The sequence below is a fragment of the Mycolicibacterium setense genome, from assembly GCF_000805385.1.
Lineage (GTDB): Bacteria > Actinomycetota > Actinomycetes > Mycobacteriales > Mycobacteriaceae > Mycobacterium > Mycobacterium setense.
In genome coordinates this window covers 60,870-78,050 of sequence record NZ_JTJW01000001.1, presented here as the reverse complement: position 1 = coordinate 78,050, position 17,181 = coordinate 60,870, and the positions used below count along the sequence as shown (strand labels likewise).

Below are 17,181 nucleotides of genomic sequence, written 5' to 3'. Positions count from 1 at the left end.
AATCTCCTCACGCTGTTGTCGCCAGGCTAATTGAGCCGCGACGCCTACGGCGCCGGTGTCACATCCGTCCCTGCCCCCTTGATCGATGCTTTCGCGCGATTCTCGGCGCGTACGGCTCGCTTGCCGCGTACGTATCCCGTAGCCGAGATCGTCGCCGCCAGCAGTGCCTCCTCGCCCTTGACGAACGGGTGGAACCCCACACCGGCACCGCCGCGGCCCTTGACCGGGATGTCGGCGACTTCGGTGACCTTCCAGCTCTTCTCCGACAGGGACAGGATCGCCTCACCGTTTTCACACGAAACCGGTAGCGCGGCAATCACTTCATCGCCGTCGCCCGCAAGCTTCACCCCCGCCACGCCGTTGCCGGCCGCGCCCTGTGGATTGACCGCGGCAGGGTCGATGCGCAATACCTTCCCGCGTCGCGTCACCAGGGCCAGGTGGTGGCCGGGTGGCAGCACGCCCGAGCACAGGAGTCCCGTGATGTCCGGGGCCACCGGGATGTCGCGGATCTTGTAGGGCAGGCCACCGCCGGTGGTGAGTTTGATGCGTCCGTCGGTCCACACCGCCCAGCCCAACCCTGAGGTGAGCAGCTCGCCGTGGCTGTCGGAGAACACTCCGCGGTCGTCGAGACGCCAGGCGGCGTTGACCTTCCGCTCGCGGGGCCCGTCATCGTCGGACGACGAGGTCACGGGGGTGGCCTCGGCATCCAGCACAGTGCGCCGGTCGTACTCGGGACCCTTGAACAGCTTCGCGGTCTCGACCAGCTCCTGGTCGATCACCTTCCGGCGCGCATCTGGATTGCCCACCAGCTCGGTGAGTTCGGCGAACTCGGTGTCCAGCTTCTCCGCCTCGGCCTGCAGCTCGATCACGTCGAGCTTGGTCAGCCGCCGAAGTTGCAGTGACAGAACATAATCGGCCTGTCCGGCGTCGATCGAGAACCGCTCCTGCAAACCCTGGCGGGCCTCGTCGACGGTCTCGGACCCTCGGATGACCGCGACGGCGGCGTCGATGTCGAGGTGGATCTTCATCAACCCGGCCACCAGATGGCGCCGTGCGGTGACCTTCTCCAAGCGGTACTCGCTGCGCCGCACCACCACCGAATCGCGCAGATGCAGGAACGCCGAGATCAGCTCGCGGACGGTCCACCAGCGCGGCACGCGATCCTCGTCGAGGGCGACCAGGCTGGCGGCGAACGTCGATTCCAGCGGGGTCAGGGCCAGGAGCTGATCGCGGATCTGCTCGGCACTGTGGCCGCGCTTCGCGGTGACGACGATGCGCAGCCCGTTGCGGCGGTCGGTCAGATCCGACATATCGGCCACACCCGACATTTCGCCGGATTCGACCAGGGCCCGGATCCGGTCCTGCACAGTGTTACTCGCGACGCCGGGCGGCAGTTCGGTGACGATGCAGTTCTTCCCGTCGACGGTGACGGTGCCGCGGACCGTCAACTGGCCGCGGCCGGTGGTGATGTACTCGCGCAGACCGGCCGCGCCGACAACGGTGGCCCCGCAGCCCCAGTCGGGACCGGGGATGAGTTTGACCAACCTGTCGTCGGTCATGTTGGGGGTTTTCAGCAGTGCCCGGCAGGCTGCGAGCACCTCGCGCGGATTGTGCGCGGGAACCTTGGTGGCCCATCCCTCGGCGATGCCGACCGCGCCGTTGCACAGCAGCACGGGCCACTGGGCCGGCAGCCACGTCGGCTCGGTCCACTCGCCGTCGAATGTCGGCACCATCGGCACCGCGTGATTGTCGAGTTCGGCCGTCAGTGCCGCACCAGGAGCGGACAAGCGCATCTCGGTGTAACGGTCGGCGGCGGGGATGTCGCCCTGGATACGGGGGAATGCGCCTTGCCCGTCAATGACTTTCACGCGCTGGAAGTCGGCGGCCATCAGAGCGGCGGCACCGTACATCGATGCGCCGCCGTGCGGGTGCAGGTTGCCGGTGACCGCGGAACAGATCTTCGAGGACTTCTGTGGTTTGTTGGCGGGCAGCAGTTTCGACTCGTGCATTTGGTAGAGCAGACGCCGCTGACCGGGCTTGAGCCCGTCGTAGGCTGACGGGATGGCACGGTCGCTCACGCTGTAGAGCGCGAACGTCAGCTGGTACTGATTCCAGTAGTCGTCGGCCCTCTGGTCGAGCACCAGATCGGGGTTCTGCTCGGGAACGTCCAGGGTGGCGGTCACAGTCTTCTACCTACGATCTCTCAAGTCAGGTCCAGCGCGGCGGTGTCGATGCGGGAGGCCACATCGGCCATCCAGGTGCGTCGGCCCTCGGGTGGCCCACCGAACAACGTGTGATGCAGCTTCTTCTCGCTGTCGTCCGGATGAACCCGAATCACGGTGCGCCGCTCCGGATCCAGCACGGTGTTCCAGAAGTCATCGGCGTCCATCTCGCCGAGACCCTTGTTGCGCTGCACCTCCACCCGCTTCTTGGAACTCTCCTTCAGCCGGGCCACCGCGGCGTCACGCTCGGATTCGTCCTGGCAGTAGATCCGCTCGTCGCCGTTCTTCACCACGAACAGCGGCGGCAGCGTCACGTACACCATCCCGGCCTCGACGAGCGGACGGTAGAAGTCCAGGAACATCGAGATCAGGCTGGAGTTGATGTTGCCGCCATCCGGGTCCGCGTCGGAGGCGAACAGGATCCGGTCATACCGGCACAGTTCGGGGTCGCAGTGGTCACGCACCCCGCAGCCCAGGATCCGTTCGATCGAGTCGAATTCGTCCTTGGCCCGCGCCTTGCTCAAGGCATACCCATAGACGTTGGGCGGCTTACCTTTCAGCGGGAAGGCGGCCTGGAAGGTGGCGTCCCGCGCGGCCTTGATGGTGCCCAGCGCCGAATCACCCTCGCAGAGGAACAATTCGGCGCCCGAGCCGCGCCCCGACTCACGGCTGGGGAGCAGCTTGGGTGGCAGCGACAGGTTCGTGCCCAGCCCCTTGGCCTTCGAAGCTGCCCGAGCGCGGGCCTTGGCGCCTTCGGCGCTACGGCGGGCCCGGGCGGCCTCCAACGCCAGCTTCGTCCACAACGTGACGGTGTCACCATTGGCCGGGTTGGCGGCCCAGATGGTGACGCTGCGCGCCACGTCCGGGGCCATCGCGACATTCAGCGACCGCGACGACACCGCGGTCTTGGCCTGCGAGTCCCACGCCACGTCGGGGGCCCGAGTGTCCACCGCGAGCGCGGTGACGGAGACGAAGTCCTGCGGTTCGGGTCCGTCCTCGCCCTTGGCCAGGCCCAGGTCCCGGATCCGGGAGGCACGATCGGCCAGCGCCTCGGACAGGCCCTTCATCGCGGCCGTCAGGTGCGATCCGCCGTTGGGCGTACGCACGGTGTTGCAGAAGGCGGCGACGGTGGCCGGTTCAGCCGGGCCCGCGGTCAGTGACCACCGGAACGGGGTCGGGCCGCGTCCGGTGGAGTATTCGCCGCGGCCCTCCACCACGGCGCGTACTTCGGGCACGGGAGTGCCCGCGGCGGTGCACATGAGGCCCAGCAGGGTGTCGGTGCCCCAGGGACCGCTGAACGGCTCGAGCAACGCGGGCGGAACCTCGTCGCCGGGCCAGCCGTCATCGACGACGATCAGGTGTACCCCGGGAGACATCCGTGCCGCGGCGTGCGCGCGCAGCAGCACCTCACCGATGTCCAGGCTGGATTCGGGCACCACGGCCGGGTCGAACAGGATGCGCACCGTGGTGCCGTGCGCTTCGGGCTTTCGGTTGCCCGCGCCGCGCAGTTTCTGCGTGTCGGAGCGGGTGAAGGGCGCGTCCGGATCGAAATCCTTACCCTCGAACGAACCGGGGTAGCCCGCGCCGAAACTCTGCAGATACGTCTTGCCGGCGCGACGCACGGTCACATCGGTGCGCGCGGAGATGAACACCGCTGCGGCGGCACCGATTCCGTTCAATCCGGCACCGGTGCTCGTGGCATCGGCGTGCACGGAGAATTTGCCGCCGGCCCGTGCTGTGCCCAGGGTCTTGACGATGCCGTTCTTCCCGGTCACCGGGTCGGAGTCGACTGGTAGGCCGCGGCCGTCGTCGGCGACGCTGACCGATCCGTCGGCGTGCAGGGTGATGGTCACGCATGACCCGCCGTGGCTGGGGTCTGCGACCTCCTCGATCGCGTTGTCCACCAGCTCCCGCAACGCGGTGTTGAGGACATCCAGGCCAAGGTTCACCGCCGGCCGCAGGCGTGTGTGCTGGACATCGTCGAGCTCGGTGATGTCTGCGGCGTTGTAACTCACTGCTGTCCTTTCCACCAGGGCCGATGCCGCAGCAATCGGCTCCCGTCGGGGTGTCACCGTGCTCGGCGACCCCGCCGTGCAGCCACCCCTGTGGCACGGGAGGCATACGCATTCTGCCCTGAGTCGCCGACACCGGGCGCCACTGCCACGGCCAAACCGGCCACGAAGCCGGCGATGGCGGCAGAGATTGCCCGCAATGCGACCATAAGGCCATGACCGCAACGCTTGTCGCGAAGAACGTGGCCGGCGGATTCGCCCACCGCACCCTGTTCGAGGCGCTGGACCTGACCGTGGGACCAGGCGATGTCGTGGGAGTGGTGGGCGCCAACGGTGCGGGCAAGAGCACATTGCTGCGCATCCTCGCCGGGGATCTCGAGCCACTCGACGGTGTGATCAATCTCGCTCCGGTCGACGGCTTCGTCGGCTGGCTGCCGCAGGAACACGAGCGAGTGCCGGGCGAGACCGTGGCCGCCTATATCGCGCGGCGTACCGGCTGTTCCGAGGCCACGCTCGCCATGGAGTCGGCAGCTGAGGCGCTGGCCGATCCGGCAGCAGATGCCGACGGCTACTCCGCTGCGCTGGACCACTGGCTTGCCACCGGCGCCGCGGACCTCGACGAACGGTTGCCTGCGGTGCTGGCCGACTTGGGGTTCGACGCCCAGGCGGTGCGGCCGGAATCGACTCTGATGACCGCACTGTCGGGCGGTCAGGCGGCACGGGTCGGGCTTGCCGCGCTGATGCTGTCGCGGTTCGACATCGTCCTGCTCGATGAGCCGACCAACGATCTGGACCTCGATGGCCTGGCGCGGCTCGAGAGCATCGTCGGGGACCTTCGCGGTGGTGTGGTGCTGGTCAGTCACGACCGGGAATTCTTGGCGCGCACCGTGACCCGCGTCCTGGAACTCGATCTGGCGCAGAACCGGACCACTGTGTACGGCGGTGGTTACGAGAGCTATCTGGCAGAGCGGGAAGTCGCCCGCCGCCACCGCCGCGAAGAGTACGACGAGTTCGCCGACAAGAAGGCCGATCTCGTGGCGCGGGCGCGGACCCAGCGGGAGTGGTCGAGCCAGGGCGTCCGGAACGCGATGCGAAAGGCACCCGACAACGACAAGAACCGGCGCCGAGCGCAAACCGAATCCAGCGAGAAACAAGCCCAGAAGGTCCGGCAGATGGAGAGCCGGATCGCTCGCCTGGAGGAGGTCGAGGAGCCCCGCAAGGAGTGGAGCCTGCAGTTCAGCATCGCGGCGGCTCCGCGGTCCAGCGCGGTGGTCGCCACGCTGGACAATGCCGTTGTGCGGCAAGGTGATTTCGTTCTGGGCCCGGTGTCGCTGCAGGTGAACGCAGGCGAGCGGATCGGGATCACGGGCCCCAACGGGGCTGGTAAGTCGACGTTGCTGCGGCTCCTGCTGGGCCGTCAGCATCCGGACGAGGGACGCGCGAGCCTGGGCGCCAATGTCGCCATCGGTGAAATCGACCAGGCCCGTGCCGATTTCACGGGTGCCGGACAACTCGTCGACCGGTTCGAGCGGCTTGTGCCGGAGTGGTCGACGGCCGACGTGCGGACCCTGCTGGCGAAGTTCGGTCTGAGGGCCGACCACGTGGAACGTGCGGTCGACGATCTGTCACCCGGTGAGCGCACCCGTGCCGGCCTGGCACTGCTGCAGGCGCGTGGCACGAATGTGCTGGTGCTCGATGAGCCGACCAACCATCTGGACCTCCCCGCGATCGAGCAGCTCGAGCAGGCCCTGGAAAGCTATGACGGGGCGTTGCTGCTGGTCACCCATGATCGGCGGATGCTGCAGAACGTCCGGCTAGACCGGTCGTGGTCGGTCGACAACGGCCGGGTCGCAGCGTTGTAGCAATACGTTTTGGGCGACTGAGCAGTCGCTCCGGATAGAGTCTGACGGCATGACCGAGATAGCGGCGAACGCCGGAATTACCAAGGTCGGGATCCTCAGCCTCGGTGCGTACCGTCCGTCTCGGATCGTCACCAACGACGAGGTGTGTGAGCACATCGATTCGTCCGACGAGTGGATCTACACCCGCACGGGGATCAAGACTCGCAGGTTCGCCGCCGACGACGAGTCGGCCGCATCCATGGCCGTCGAAGCAGGCCGGAGAGCGGTGGCCAATGCCCTGCTCAGCGGCCCGGACGTGGATGCGGTGATCGTCGCGACGAGCACCAATTACCGCCAGACGCCGGCGTGCGCGCCTGCCGTTGCCAGCGAGCTCGGTGCGCACGGTGTGCCCGCGTTCGACCTTTCCGCGGGCTGCGCCGGCTTCGGATACGGGCTCGGACTGGCTGCCGACATGGTGCGTGGGGGCAGCGCACACAGAGTCGTGGTCATCGGTTCGGAGAAACTCTCGCTCGCCCTCGATATGCACGACCGTGGCAACTGCTTCATCTTCGGGGACGGTGCGGGTGCCGTAGTGGTCGGTGAAACCCCAGATCAGGGCATCGGCCCGACGGTGTGGGGAAGCGACGGGCGTCAGGACAACGCCATCCGCCAGGACATCGACTGGATGGATTTCGCCGCCGACCCGGCCGGGCCACGCCCGTACCTGCGTGTCGAGGGCACATCGGTGTTTCGATGGGCCGCCTTCGAGATGGGCAATGTGGGGCTGCGGGCACTGGAGGCAGCGAAGGTGGGGCCGGAGGACGTCGACGTCTTCGTGCCGCATCAGGCGAACAGCCGGATCAATCAACTGTTGGCGAAGAATCTGGGGCTGCGTGCCGACGCGGTGATCGCCGACGACATCGAGCGCACCGGCAACACCTCGGCCGCGTCGGTGCCGCTGGCGGTGGAGGACCTGCTGTCCACGGGCAAGGCCAAACCCGGCGATCTGGCGTTGCTCATCGGTTACGGTGCCGGCCTGAGCTATGCGGCCCAGGTGGTCAAGCTGCCGCCGGTGCCCTTCGAGTGAGCGCCAACTAGCCGGGCCAGCCCATTTCCACACCGAACTGGCCCTCGATCAGGTGGCGCTTCAAGACCTTGCCCGTGGCGGTGCGGGGCAGCTGATCGACGAAGGTGACGTCACGCGGAATCGAGAAGCGGCTCAAGCGGTTCCGGACGTAGTTCTTGACGGTGTCCTCGTCGAGTGACGATCCTTCGGTGCGGACGACGAATGCGGCCAGGCGCTGGCCGAATTCTGGATCCGGAACGCCGACCACCGCCACGTCGGCGACCTGGGGCAGCACGGCGATGGCTTCTTCGACCGGGCGTGGAAAGACGTTCTCGCCGCCCGAGATGATCATGTCGTCGTCACGCCCGGCGACGAAGAGACGTCCACTGCCGTCGAGGTACCCGAGATCGCCGGTGTCCATCAGCCTGTCTTCGACGGCAGGCGATTTCGCATTGGTGTAGCCGTCGAAGAGCATGTCGTTGCCGACGAAGATGCGCCCGACGGCCCCGACGGGGGCGATGCGGCCGCGCTCGTCGAGAATGGCGACGCGGGTACCCAGGGGTGGCCGGCCCGCTGTGGTGGGGGCGACGCGGAGGTCGGCGGGATCGGCGATGGTCGCCCAGGACACCTCGGTGGACCCGTAGAAGTTGTAGAGGACGTCGCCGAAGATCTCCATGAATTTGGTGACGGCCGTGCCCGGAATCGGCGACCCGCTGCTGGCGACCACCTTCAGCGACGAGGTGTCGTATCGCTTGATCACGGCGGCAGGCAGCTCGAGAATGCGCTGCAACATCACCGGCACCAGGATCACCACGGTGCAGCGGTGGCGCTCAATGGCTTTGAGGCATTCTTCGGCGTCGAACCGTTCCGTCAGCACCACCGTCGCGAGCAGCGGGGTGCTCACCTGCAGTGCGGCCAGACCCCAGGTGTGGAACAGCGGCGCGCACAGCAGCATCACTTCGCCGTGACGTAGCGGCATGCGCGACAGCATCGCGGCGATGGCACCGAAGCCGGGTGGCGTGGGCCGTCGGGCCCCCTTGGGGGTGCCGGTGGTGCCCGAGGTGAGAGCTACCAGCTTGCCGGGTTGTTTCGGTGGCGCCACCGGTGCGGCGCCGGTGCCCGTGGAAATGAGATCGTCCACCGAGCGACGCTGCGGCGTAGACGAATTGGCGTGTATGGAGATTCGCGGGATATCTGCGGCGACATACCGCACCTCGGATTCGAAGTCGCCGTCTACGAATATGGCGTCGACACTGTGCCGGTTGACGATCTCTTCGATCGCGCGGGCGGCAAGGCCGGTGTTGAGCAACACCAGGTCGGCACCCAACTTGCTCGTGGCCACCATGCACTCGACCATCGCCGAATGATTGCGGGCGAGGACCGCGAACGTGCTGTCGCTGGTGAAACCGATGACCGCGAGGCCCGAGGCCAATTGTGTGGTGCGTTCGGCCATGTCGGCGTAGGTCGATGTCCCGTATCCGTCGATCGACGCGGTGGTCCGGGGTGCGCGCGCGGCAGCGGCGGCGAGGCCGCCGGCGAGCGTGAATCCCCATTTGGCGAGTGAATTGAGTTGGCGAAGACCGCGATCGGGCCGAGACGCGCGGACCACACCGCTGGTGATCATGGTCTTCAGGACGTTGAGTTGCAGTGAGCGCCCGTCACCCATGTTGACCAGTTGCGCGGACGGCTCACCCGACAGGTAGTCCGAGATTCGCTGGAGCCCTTCGCGGATCCAGCTCTCGATGGCGTTGTCGCTGGCTTTTGCGATATCGGGGTGGAGCGTGCCGACCGCGAAGATCCTCAGTGCGATCCGAGCGCCACGCCCTTCAGGGGTCAGCCGAATCGAGGCGAAACAGCGGCCTGTCTGCGTCGCATCGAGACGCAGTTCCGTGCCCGAGAGGCGGACCGTCCGGCGCATCTCGAGGACCACGACGGCACCGCGGGAGGTGGACAGCCGCACCTCGAACAGGTGCGGATCGCCGGCGGCCTGCTCGCACGAACCGATGCCGCGAAAGAACCGCGGGTAGAGCTCAGCTGCCGCAAGGACGGGCCAGACATCGGGGCATGGGTGATCGAGCGTTGTGTCGACGGCGATCACTTCTCGTGCCACGGTGGTTCTGCCAGGTGTCCTTAGTTAGCTGCGGCAGTTAGCTGCGACTAGCCATTCTGGTTCATCTGACCTCGATCCGCGCCTGTTTCGCCGACTGTGATCATCCGCAGGTCAACCCGCCAGGGGTTACCGACTGCCGGCCGAGACGCGATGAAGCCTCAGCGGCAGCCGCTTGTGGCGGCGAATGATGTTGTTGATTGCCCAGGTCGGGGTGCCGGTCAGCTCGATCCGTTCCACTCGCTCGATGAGCGCGTGCAGCATCGCGCTCGTCTCAAGGCGTGCCAGGCTCTGGCCGGCGCAGGCATGGGCGCCCTGTCCGAATCCGAGGTGACGGGTCGCGTCGCGCCGTATATCGAAGGTCTCGGGGTCGACCCATTCACGTTCGTCGCGGTTGGCGGAGGCGTAGAGAACGAGCACGCGGGCGCCTGCGACGACCGGCGTCCCCGCGATTTCGGTGTCGTGCAGAACTTTTCGTGAAAAGGCCCGCAACGGCGATTCGAATCGGATCACCTCGTTGACCGCGTTGGGAACCAACGTCGGGTCGTCACGAAGCAGCTGCCACTGCCCTGGATGGGCTCCGAACAGGTAAAGCGCGTTGGAGATGGCGCTGATGGTGGTGTCCAGCGACGGCGCGATGTAGTCGACCATCAGCGGCGGGCATTCGGCATGGGAGAGCTTGCCGCCGTCGGCGGCGAGGAGCACGTCATGACCCAGACTGCCTTCGAGCATGGCCCGTTTGCGGACAACCTTGCGTGCGAAGCGCAGCATCTGCATCGCGCCGGGCATCGCTCTGAGCGAGTGCTTGTTGAAGGGCCCGAGAACGTCGAACGTGGCTCCGGCCCACGGCAACAGGTGGTCTCGTTGGTCGCGTGGCCAGCCGACGAGATCGGGCACCACCGCCATGGGCAACGCCGTCGCGACGTCGGCAACGCCGTCGATCGCCCCGTTGGCCACCGCGGCGTCGACCACGGATGCGGCTTGTGCGTCGACACTGCTGCTGATTGCCCGCAGGGCGCGCGGCAGCATCCGGTGCGCGACGAGCTTGCGGCGTTCGTCGTGTTCACCGCCGTCGCTGTTGAGGGTCGTCCCTCGGGAGAGGCGGTTGATGAACGGGTTGAGCGCGACACCCTTGCCCGAGATGAATGTCTGGTCGTCGCGAAGGACGGCCTTGCATTCGGTGTAGCGGGGCAGTGCGTAGGCACGTTGCCGCGGTAACCAGACCACGGGGCCGAGTTCGCGCAACCGGGCGTAGTGGGGGTATGGGTCGATGATGGCTTCGGTGCTGTAGAGGTCCTGACGGTATGCGGGAATACCGCTGTGCGTCTTGGTCATCGGCCGGGCCTCATTCTGCCGGTGGGCTGAGTCGGGGCAACGCAATGGAATGTGGGAAGCACGGTGCACAGGGCGCCGATGTCTCGTCCCGCCTTCATGACGGTCCGGTCGGGCCGGACGATCGCGGCTGTCGCGCGGCCGCGATGTAGCCATCGCGCCAGTTCGGAGCCTGGTGCGGCGACGTGGAGGGCGGCTCCGCGCTGAGCGATGAGCGTCTGCTGCTCCGGACCTGGCGCGATGGTGGTGACGATCGCAAAGCCGGCCCCGAGTTTCGCGTCAAGCCGGTGACCTTCGGCGACCTCCGGGTTCGGACACAGCGTGCCCGCAAGATTCCCTGGTGCCCTTGACTTGAGAACCAGCCGGGAACGGTGGAGCCGTGGAGTCCTGCTGTCGATGACCCTGGCATTCAGGCCGGGCAACCGGTGCAATTGCGGGAGCAGGACTCGCCGGACGAGGTTGCCCAGATCGCCGCCCGCAGTCATCGCGTGACCGACACCGAGCGCCAGCCGGATCAGCTGACGCGCGTGTGGTTTTCGCTCTTGCTCATAAGTGTCCAACACATCCTGGCCCAGGGTGCCACGCAGGACACCGGCGAGTTTCCAGGCCAGGTTCATCGCATCGCGCACGCCTGCGCCCAGGCCCTGCCCGATGAACGGTGGCGTGAGGTGGGCGGCGTCGCCGAGGAGGAAGACACGTCCCCGCCGCCAGCGTTCGGCAAGTTGGGCGCGGAAGGTGTACTCAGTCACCCGCACCAGATGCAGGTCAACCGCGGCAGCGCTCCGGACCCAGGGCTCGATCAGCGGCCGCACTTTGTCCAGTGTGTCGAACTCCGCGCTGGTCTCGCCGTCCAGGAGCCGGAACTCCCAGCGGTAGCGTGTCGCACCGATTCGCATGTAGGTGCCAGCCCTGACTGGGTCGCAAACCTGGTGGACGCCCTCCCACTGGTGCAGATCGGTAGACGTCGCGACATCGATGACCAGCCAGCGCTGCTCGAATTCGAGATCGTCCATGCAGGAACCGATTCGGGTGCGCACCAGGCTGTTGGCGCCGTCGCATCCCAGGACGTACTCGGCGTCGACGGCGTGTTCGGTGCCGGTGACGCGGTCGGTGTAGGCGACGCGGACGCGATCCGCGACGTTCTCGATGTCGATGACCTCGGCGTCGCCCCGGAGTTCCGCGCTCTGGTATCGCTCGAGATTGGACCGCAGGAGAGCTTCGAGCTCCGGTTGGTCGAACATATTGGCTTGGGGAAATCCGTTGCGGCTCAGCCCGGTGTCGCGGGTGAACTCAGCGAGCACATTCATGGAGTCGTCGAGCAGGCGCAATCCCAGTGCAGGCCGAGAGATCGCGGCGATCTGGTCTGCAACACCCAGGCGGGCGAAGGTGCGGACGATCTCGTCGTCCATGTGGACCGCGCGTGGTTGCGGATATACCTGCGCCCAGCGGTCGAGGATCAGCGTGTCGACACCGTACTGGGCGAGCAGCGTGGCGACGGTGACACCGGTGGGCCCGGCGCCGACGATGACCACCGTTGAGCGGTCGGGAACGGCCGCGGTCACGCGTATCGCACCACGGAGCGCTGGGCGCCGAGGTCGATCGTCTTGTCGTCGGTGGCGACACTCGCTTCGACGACGTCGCCCTCCCGCAGGTACTTCGCGTTCTTCGACTGACTCTTGAAGAAGGCCTTCCACTTCACCGCGGGCGGCAACAGCGACCCGATGATCTCGATGGGTTTCGGGGGTGCGGTGAGCGCCGTGCCGGCAGGCGTGCCGGTGAGGACCAGGTCGCCGACGTCCATCCGCTGGAACCGGGTGAGCTCTTGCAGCGCGCGCAGCGGCCGGTAGATCATGTCGCCCGAGACCGTGGAGTTCTGACGTACGTCTCCGTTGACACTCAGCTGTAGACGCAGCTCGCCGAAGCGCTGTAGCTCGTCGGCGTCGAGCAGCACCAGGGCGGGGCCCACCGGAGTGAACGTCGGATACGACTTCGCCTCGTAGAACTGGGTTTTCGGCAGCTGGATGTCGCGGGCGGAGATGTCGTTGGTGACGACGAGCCCGGCGATGTACTCGGCGAGGTTCGCCTCGGTGACCTCGGTGCCGACGGCGAGTTCCTTGCCGATGACCAGACCGATCTCCACTTCGTAGTCCATGAAGCGGACGTGCGACGGCTTGACGATGTCTGCGCTCGGTCCGTTGATCGAACCGGATGTCTTGCGGAAGAACGTCAATGGGATGGTCGCGGGGTTCATTCCGGAGTCTTTGACGTGGGAGACGTAGTTGGTCATCTGAGCCACGACGCGGCACGGCGCGGTCACCGGTGACGCGAGCTCAAGGGATTCGACCGCGACATCGCCGGTGCCGCGGCAGGCGGTGTCGATCGCGGCGCGGTCGCCCAGCAACTCGCCGGTGGTGGTCGCGGAGGTGTCGATCCTCACCGCGCCGGTGTCGGTCTGGACATACCAGGCGTCGACGGTCCGCAGAATGGTCGTGGTCATGAGCTGGCTACTTTCAGGAGGCCGCCGAGGCGGGTCAGGGTGAATTCGTTGTCCGGGTCTCGGACCGCGGCCAGCATCGAGCGGAGTTCGTCGAGTGACTCGCGACCGGGCGCCATGCCGAGGAAGTCTTTGGTCACGGGCGGTCCCCATTGCGCGAGGCCGGACGCGGTGAATGCGGCCCAGCCGGGTTCGAGCGTGTTGTCGAACATGTCGCCGTCGGTGAAGTGCTCGACGAGGAAGCCGTCCGGATCGCGCCAGTAGTCGAAGATCTGGCTGCCCTGGATGTGGCGGCCGATTCCCCATGATCGCTGGTAGCCACGCTCCCGCAGGTATTCGCCCCCGGCGGCCAGCGCGTCGAGGTCGGCCACCTGGTAGGCGGAGTGCACGTATCGGTTGCGGGGCCCGAGAGCGATGGCCAGGGTGTGATGGTCGGTGGGAGTGCCACCACGGTCGCATCGAATGAAACTCATCGTCGGGCCCTGGTCGCGTTGGCCGGGGAAGTACAGGAAGTCGCTGACGATCATGCCGAGGTTGTCCAGGTACCAGTTCAGCGCCTCGACGTACCTGGTGCTCTGCAGCACGACGTGGCCGAGCCGATGGACTCTGGCCGGGATCCGCGCCGGACGCTGAGTTTCGTTGATGCGCACCAGTTCTCGACCGACGTTCAATGTGCGCGGGGGTTGCGGTGGCAGCGGCGGCAAGGCGTGAATGCCCGCGGCCACGCGCACCGGGACACCGCTGGGGTCGACGAGGTCGACCGCAATCCCGCCGATGCCGTCGGGTAGAGCCCGGGTCGACGCCCCGAGTGCGCCGGCCAGCCGGAGCACGTCGACCTCGTCCTGTGCGCTGAACGTGACGCCGGTGAATCGCGAGCGCTGCCCCTTGCGCACCATCAGGCACGGCGCGGCAGCGTCGGTGCCGCGGAACCGCAACTGATCGTCGGAACAACCCACGGTGGCGAATCCGAAGGCATGCGCGAAGGCCTCGGCGCGGACGAGGTCGGGCTTCTCGAATTCCAGCCAGGCGATGTCGTGGACCTTGATAACCGGATTGCGGCTGCGGCCCAGATGCTCACCGGCGACGGCGCCGTGCTCACTGTGCAGGCCTTGGTGTGCGCCAACGGTGTCTGTCACGTACGCCGCCCTTCACTAGAACTGACGAAATCGTCACATACGAGGTTATCCTCAGTCAACCTTTTCTGACGAATTCCTCAACAATGAGGATCGCGTTATTCTTGGCGAGCAAGAAGGGACGTGACATGACCTCGCAACCCGTAGATGAACAGGGGAAACCGCGCAATCGCTCGTCGCGGCGCAAGGAGCGCACGCGAGCGGCGTTGATCTCGGCCGCCATGTCCTTCATCGCTGCAGGGAAACTCAATGTCCCGGTCCTGGAGATCACCCAGGCGGCCGACGTCGGGATGGGGTCGTTCTACAACCACTTCGACAGCAAGGAGCAGTTGTTCGACGCAGCATTGACCGAGGTGCTCGACGCCCACGGTGCATTGCTGGACGAACTCACCAAGTCGCTGGACGATCCGGCGGAGGCGTTCGCGTGCAGCTTCCGCCTGACCGGAAGGTTGTTCCGCCGGCGTCCGCAGGAGAGCAAGGTCCTGTTGTCCACTGGGCTGGCCCTGCTTTCCTCCGACAAAGGTGTGGCGCCGAGGGCTCGTCGCGACGTCAGCGCGGGCATCGACGCGGGTCGTTTCCACGTTCAGGATCTGACGTTGGCGATGGCAGTCGTAGGCGGTGCGCTGCTCGGTTTGGGCCAACTACTCCACGACGAACCCGGCCGCGACGATGCCGAAGCGGCGGACGCCGTCACCGAACACGTCCTCAAGATGCTCGGGATGGCTGCGGACGAAGCGCACCGCATCTGTCAGCTGCCACTGCCCGACATCGAAACACTGGCCCGAGCGGGTTCGGCGGCCTGACACTGGCCAAGGGACCTGTCAGGAAACGCCCTGCCAGAGGTGCCCCATCATCACGGGATAGCGCACCGGCCGGAATCCGGTGAAGGTGATATCGCGGACCTGGCTGAATCCGGACCAGAGCATCTTGCCTCCCTTCAGCCTTTGCGTTGCGCGGACGCTCTGCCGCACCTGGTCGAGCTCGGGTGACGTTGCGGGCCGCAGGGCACCGACGGTGCCGTACAGCCGCACTGCGGGCGGCGCGATGAAACGGCCCGTCAGAAGTGAGCGAAGCCAGAACAGACGGCCACTGTCGACCGCCATCACGCACACCCTGGGGTCGTGATCGACATTGCGGGCCAGTGCGCTGGTGTACTCGTCGAAATAGAAGCCGGTGTGATCCTCGCGGAGGAATATCGTTCCGACCGGCGTGATGTGAGGTCCGCCGTCAGGGGCGATCGAGGCGATCGCACAGTGCATGGTCGACTTCTTGGCCCGGCCGACGACATCTCTGATCGCCGCCCACATCTCGTCATCGAGCACGGACCGATCCTCGTCCGTCATGCGCACATTCAACCATGATGGGATGGCCCGAAAGCCTTACCAACCCGAGTGCACCGCGGATACGCTTCGGTCCGTGACGCGATCCGCTTCGCGGCGTGAAGTACTCAGGTATGCCGCGCTGTTCGCCCCGGCATTGGCCGTACCGGGCGCGCTGGCCACGTCGGTCGGAACACCGTCAGCCGAGGCCGACGGGCTGCAAATCGTCGATTTCGCCGACCGGTTGGTTCAACCCGAGCAGCTGAAGTCCGCGGGCTTCGGCGGTGCGCTGGTCTATGTGTCCGAGCTGCGACCGGGAGCCACGTTCGATTTCAAGCCGGTCACCCGGGACTACGCTGATCGGCTGCAGGCGGCGGGCCTACAGGTCGTCAGCTGCTATCAGTTCGGCAAGCCGGGATGGCCGACGCCGTCGGATTTCACCCGCGGTTACGACGGCGGCGTGGCGGATGCCAAGACGGCGTTGAGGCTTCACACCGCGGCGGGCGGTCCGGCGACGGCGCCGATCTTCTTCAGCGTCGACGAGGACATCGACGCCTCGACATGGAAAAGCCAGGCAGTCCAATGGTTTCGGGGTATCAACTCGGTCCTGGGCGTCGCGCGTACCGGAATCTACGGGGGCCGTCGCCAGTGCGGCTGGGCGATCGCCGACGCCGTCATCGGCTCTTCCACCAGCGCGGGTTATCGTTGGGCGTGGCAGACGAAGGCGTGGTCACGCGGTGAGCGCGAGCCGGCTGCCGTGCTGTTCCAGCGGGAAGTCGTCACCGCGTCCGATCCGGGTTTCGTGATCGACGACATTCATGTTGACGTGAACGACGTGCTCGCAGCCGATTTCGGCCAATGGGATCTCGCCCGATAGGAGTCATTGCCATGAGCAACACCGACACACTGGACGCCGTCGCCGCCGCGGGTACGGCGATGGAACAGGCCGTCGCGATTTTCATGCTGCATCCGGAGAATTTCGCCGCCAGTAGCGCCGCCGGTTATGAGAACCCGTTGGCCGGCTATGTCGCCGGCCGTGGCGGAGTGCTGGGTGAGGCGACCGGTGCGACGGTCAGCGCGGTCTTTGCGGTGTTCGAGCCGAAGGGGCTGGCGGCGATGTGGGACGAAGGTGTCGCGGTCCGTGGCGCTGCCGGTGCGGCACAACAGTATTGGGAACAGGCTGCGGATTTCGGACGCAAGTATCTTTCTGGCGCCGATGGGCTGGACCGTGTCGCCGCACTGGGGGAGAAGCTCATCGCGACGACGCCGATCGCGGGTTTGCCGTTGTTCGCCGGCTGGCGCGCGATGCCGTTGGCCGACGATGCCCCTGCTCGGGCGTTGCAGGTGATGTTCGTGCTCCGCGAGTTGCGTGCGGGCGTGCACTTCAACGCGCTCACGATTTCGGGCATCGCCCCGGTCGAGGCTCACATGCTCAACAAGGGGCCGCAGTACACCACGATGTTCGGCTGGCCTGAGCCGTTCCCCGACGGTGCGGACAAGAAGGACCGCTACGCCGAGATCGAGCAGACGACCAACCGGCGGATGGCGGAGATCTTCACGGCTGCCCTCGATCCGGACGAGGCCGCCGAACTTGCCCGGCTGAGCGCCGATGCTCTGGCGACGTTGAAGGCGGCCGTCCCTGGCTGAGTGGGCGA

At 66.5% G+C, this 17,181-nt stretch carries 13 protein-coding genes; 5 read left to right on the top strand and 8 right to left on the bottom strand.

The genetic code is table 11. The annotated features are described in order from the left end of the window. Positions 1–44: 44 nt before the first annotated feature. Both QQ25_RS00395 and QQ25_RS00390 read right to left on the bottom strand, forming a co-directional pair. On the bottom strand, positions 45–2,183 hold the full coding sequence (locus QQ25_RS00395; RefSeq protein ID WP_039376541.1) for a DNA gyrase subunit A: 2,139 nt from the start codon (positions 2,181–2,183) through the stop codon (positions 45–47). A 20-nt stretch (positions 2,184–2,203) separates the two neighbouring features. Next, a complete protein-coding gene (locus QQ25_RS00390; RefSeq protein ID WP_039376538.1) occupies positions 2,204–4,237 on the bottom strand; it encodes a toprim domain-containing protein in 2,034 nt (677 codons plus the stop codon). A gap of 212 nt (positions 4,238–4,449) precedes the next feature. On the opposite strand from QQ25_RS00390, the gene QQ25_RS00385 reads away from it, so the two are divergent. Together QQ25_RS00385 and QQ25_RS00380 are read left to right on the top strand one after the other, a co-directional pair. Further along, positions 4,450–6,096, top strand: a complete 1,647-nt coding sequence (locus tag QQ25_RS00385) for an ABC-F family ATP-binding cassette domain-containing protein (protein WP_039376536.1) — start codon at positions 4,450–4,452, stop codon at positions 6,094–6,096. Between the two features lie 49 nt (positions 6,097–6,145). Further along, a complete protein-coding gene (locus QQ25_RS00380; RefSeq protein WP_039326590.1) occupies positions 6,146–7,162 on the top strand; it encodes a beta-ketoacyl-ACP synthase III in 1,017 nt (338 codons plus the stop codon). A gap of 7 nt (positions 7,163–7,169) precedes the next feature. On the opposite strand, the gene QQ25_RS00375 is transcribed toward QQ25_RS00380, so the two are convergent. The 5 genes from QQ25_RS00375 to QQ25_RS00355 all read right to left on the bottom strand — a co-directional run bounded on the left by QQ25_RS00375 (position 7,170) and on the right by QQ25_RS00355 (position 14,210). Further along, a complete protein-coding gene (locus tag QQ25_RS00375) occupies positions 7,170–9,251 on the bottom strand; it encodes an AMP-binding protein (protein WP_039376535.1) in 2,082 nt (693 codons plus the stop codon). 126 nt (positions 9,252–9,377) lie between these two features. Next, entirely contained in the window at positions 9,378–10,583 is a 1,206-nt protein-coding gene (locus tag QQ25_RS00370) for a cytochrome P450 (RefSeq protein WP_039376533.1), read from the bottom strand. After that, the gene (gene mhpA / locus QQ25_RS00365) at positions 10,580–12,142 is read right to left on the bottom strand and encodes a bifunctional 3-(3-hydroxy-phenyl)propionate/3-hydroxycinnamic acid hydroxylase MhpA (RefSeq protein ID WP_052235530.1); all 1,563 of its coding nucleotides are present in this window, start codon (positions 12,140–12,142) and stop codon (positions 10,580–10,582) included. Before mhpA ends, QQ25_RS00370 begins: the two co-directional genes overlap by 4 nt. Then, on the bottom strand, positions 12,139–13,077 hold the full coding sequence (locus tag QQ25_RS00360) for a fumarylacetoacetate hydrolase family protein (protein ID WP_039376532.1): 939 nt from the start codon (positions 13,075–13,077) through the stop codon (positions 12,139–12,141). The genes mhpA and QQ25_RS00360 overlap by 4 nt, the downstream gene beginning before the upstream one ends. Further along, a complete protein-coding gene (locus QQ25_RS00355) occupies positions 13,074–14,210 on the bottom strand; it encodes a VOC family protein (protein ID WP_039376531.1) in 1,137 nt (378 codons plus the stop codon). The genes QQ25_RS00360 and QQ25_RS00355 overlap by 4 nt, the downstream gene beginning before the upstream one ends. Positions 14,211–14,335: 125 nt before the next feature. Here QQ25_RS00355 and QQ25_RS00350 point away from each other — a divergent pair, with 125 nt between their 5' ends. Further along, a complete protein-coding gene (locus QQ25_RS00350; protein ID WP_039327298.1) occupies positions 14,336–15,010 on the top strand; it encodes a TetR/AcrR family transcriptional regulator in 675 nt (224 codons plus the stop codon). Between the two features lie 18 nt (positions 15,011–15,028). Here the strand turns inward: QQ25_RS00350 and QQ25_RS00345 are convergent, their stop codons facing one another. Next, positions 15,029–15,550, bottom strand: coding sequence for a pyridoxamine 5'-phosphate oxidase family protein (locus tag QQ25_RS00345; protein ID WP_052235551.1), 522 nt, complete (start codon positions 15,548–15,550; stop codon positions 15,029–15,031). 118 nt (positions 15,551–15,668) lie between these two features. Here QQ25_RS00345 and QQ25_RS00340 point away from each other — a divergent pair, with 118 nt between their 5' ends. Both QQ25_RS00340 and QQ25_RS00335 read left to right on the top strand, forming a co-directional pair. Continuing rightward, positions 15,669–16,403, top strand: a complete 735-nt coding sequence (locus tag QQ25_RS00340) for a DUF1906 domain-containing protein (RefSeq protein WP_409370969.1) — start codon at positions 15,669–15,671, stop codon at positions 16,401–16,403. A gap of 11 nt (positions 16,404–16,414) precedes the next feature. Continuing rightward, positions 16,415–17,173 (top strand): SCO6745 family protein, encoded by a 759-nt coding sequence (locus QQ25_RS00335; RefSeq protein WP_052235529.1) that lies wholly within the window; start codon positions 16,415–16,417, stop codon positions 17,171–17,173. Positions 17,174–17,181 lie beyond the last annotated feature (8 nt).

Excerpts from the sequence above, each read along its gene's own strand:
- QQ25_RS00370 (WP_039376533.1), bottom strand. The coding sequence starts at position 10,583 with ATGACCAAGACGCACAGCGGTATTCCCGCATACCGTCAGGACCTCTAC.
- QQ25_RS00350 (WP_039327298.1), top strand. The coding sequence starts at position 14,336 with ATGACCTCGCAACCCGTAGATGAACAGGGGAAACCGCGCAATCGCTCG.
- QQ25_RS00335 (WP_052235529.1), top strand. The coding sequence starts at position 16,415 with ATGAGCAACACCGACACACTGGACGCCGTCGCCGCCGCGGGTACGGCG.
- QQ25_RS00380 (WP_039326590.1), top strand. The coding sequence starts at position 6,146 with ATGACCGAGATAGCGGCGAACGCCGGAATTACCAAGGTCGGGATCCTC.
- QQ25_RS00345 (WP_052235551.1), bottom strand. The coding sequence starts at position 15,550 with ATGACGGACGAGGATCGGTCCGTGCTCGATGACGAGATGTGGGCGGCG.
- QQ25_RS00360 (WP_039376532.1), bottom strand. The coding sequence starts at position 13,077 with ATGACCACGACCATTCTGCGGACCGTCGACGCCTGGTATGTCCAGACC.
- QQ25_RS00385 (WP_039376536.1), top strand. The coding sequence starts at position 4,450 with ATGACCGCAACGCTTGTCGCGAAGAACGTGGCCGGCGGATTCGCCCAC.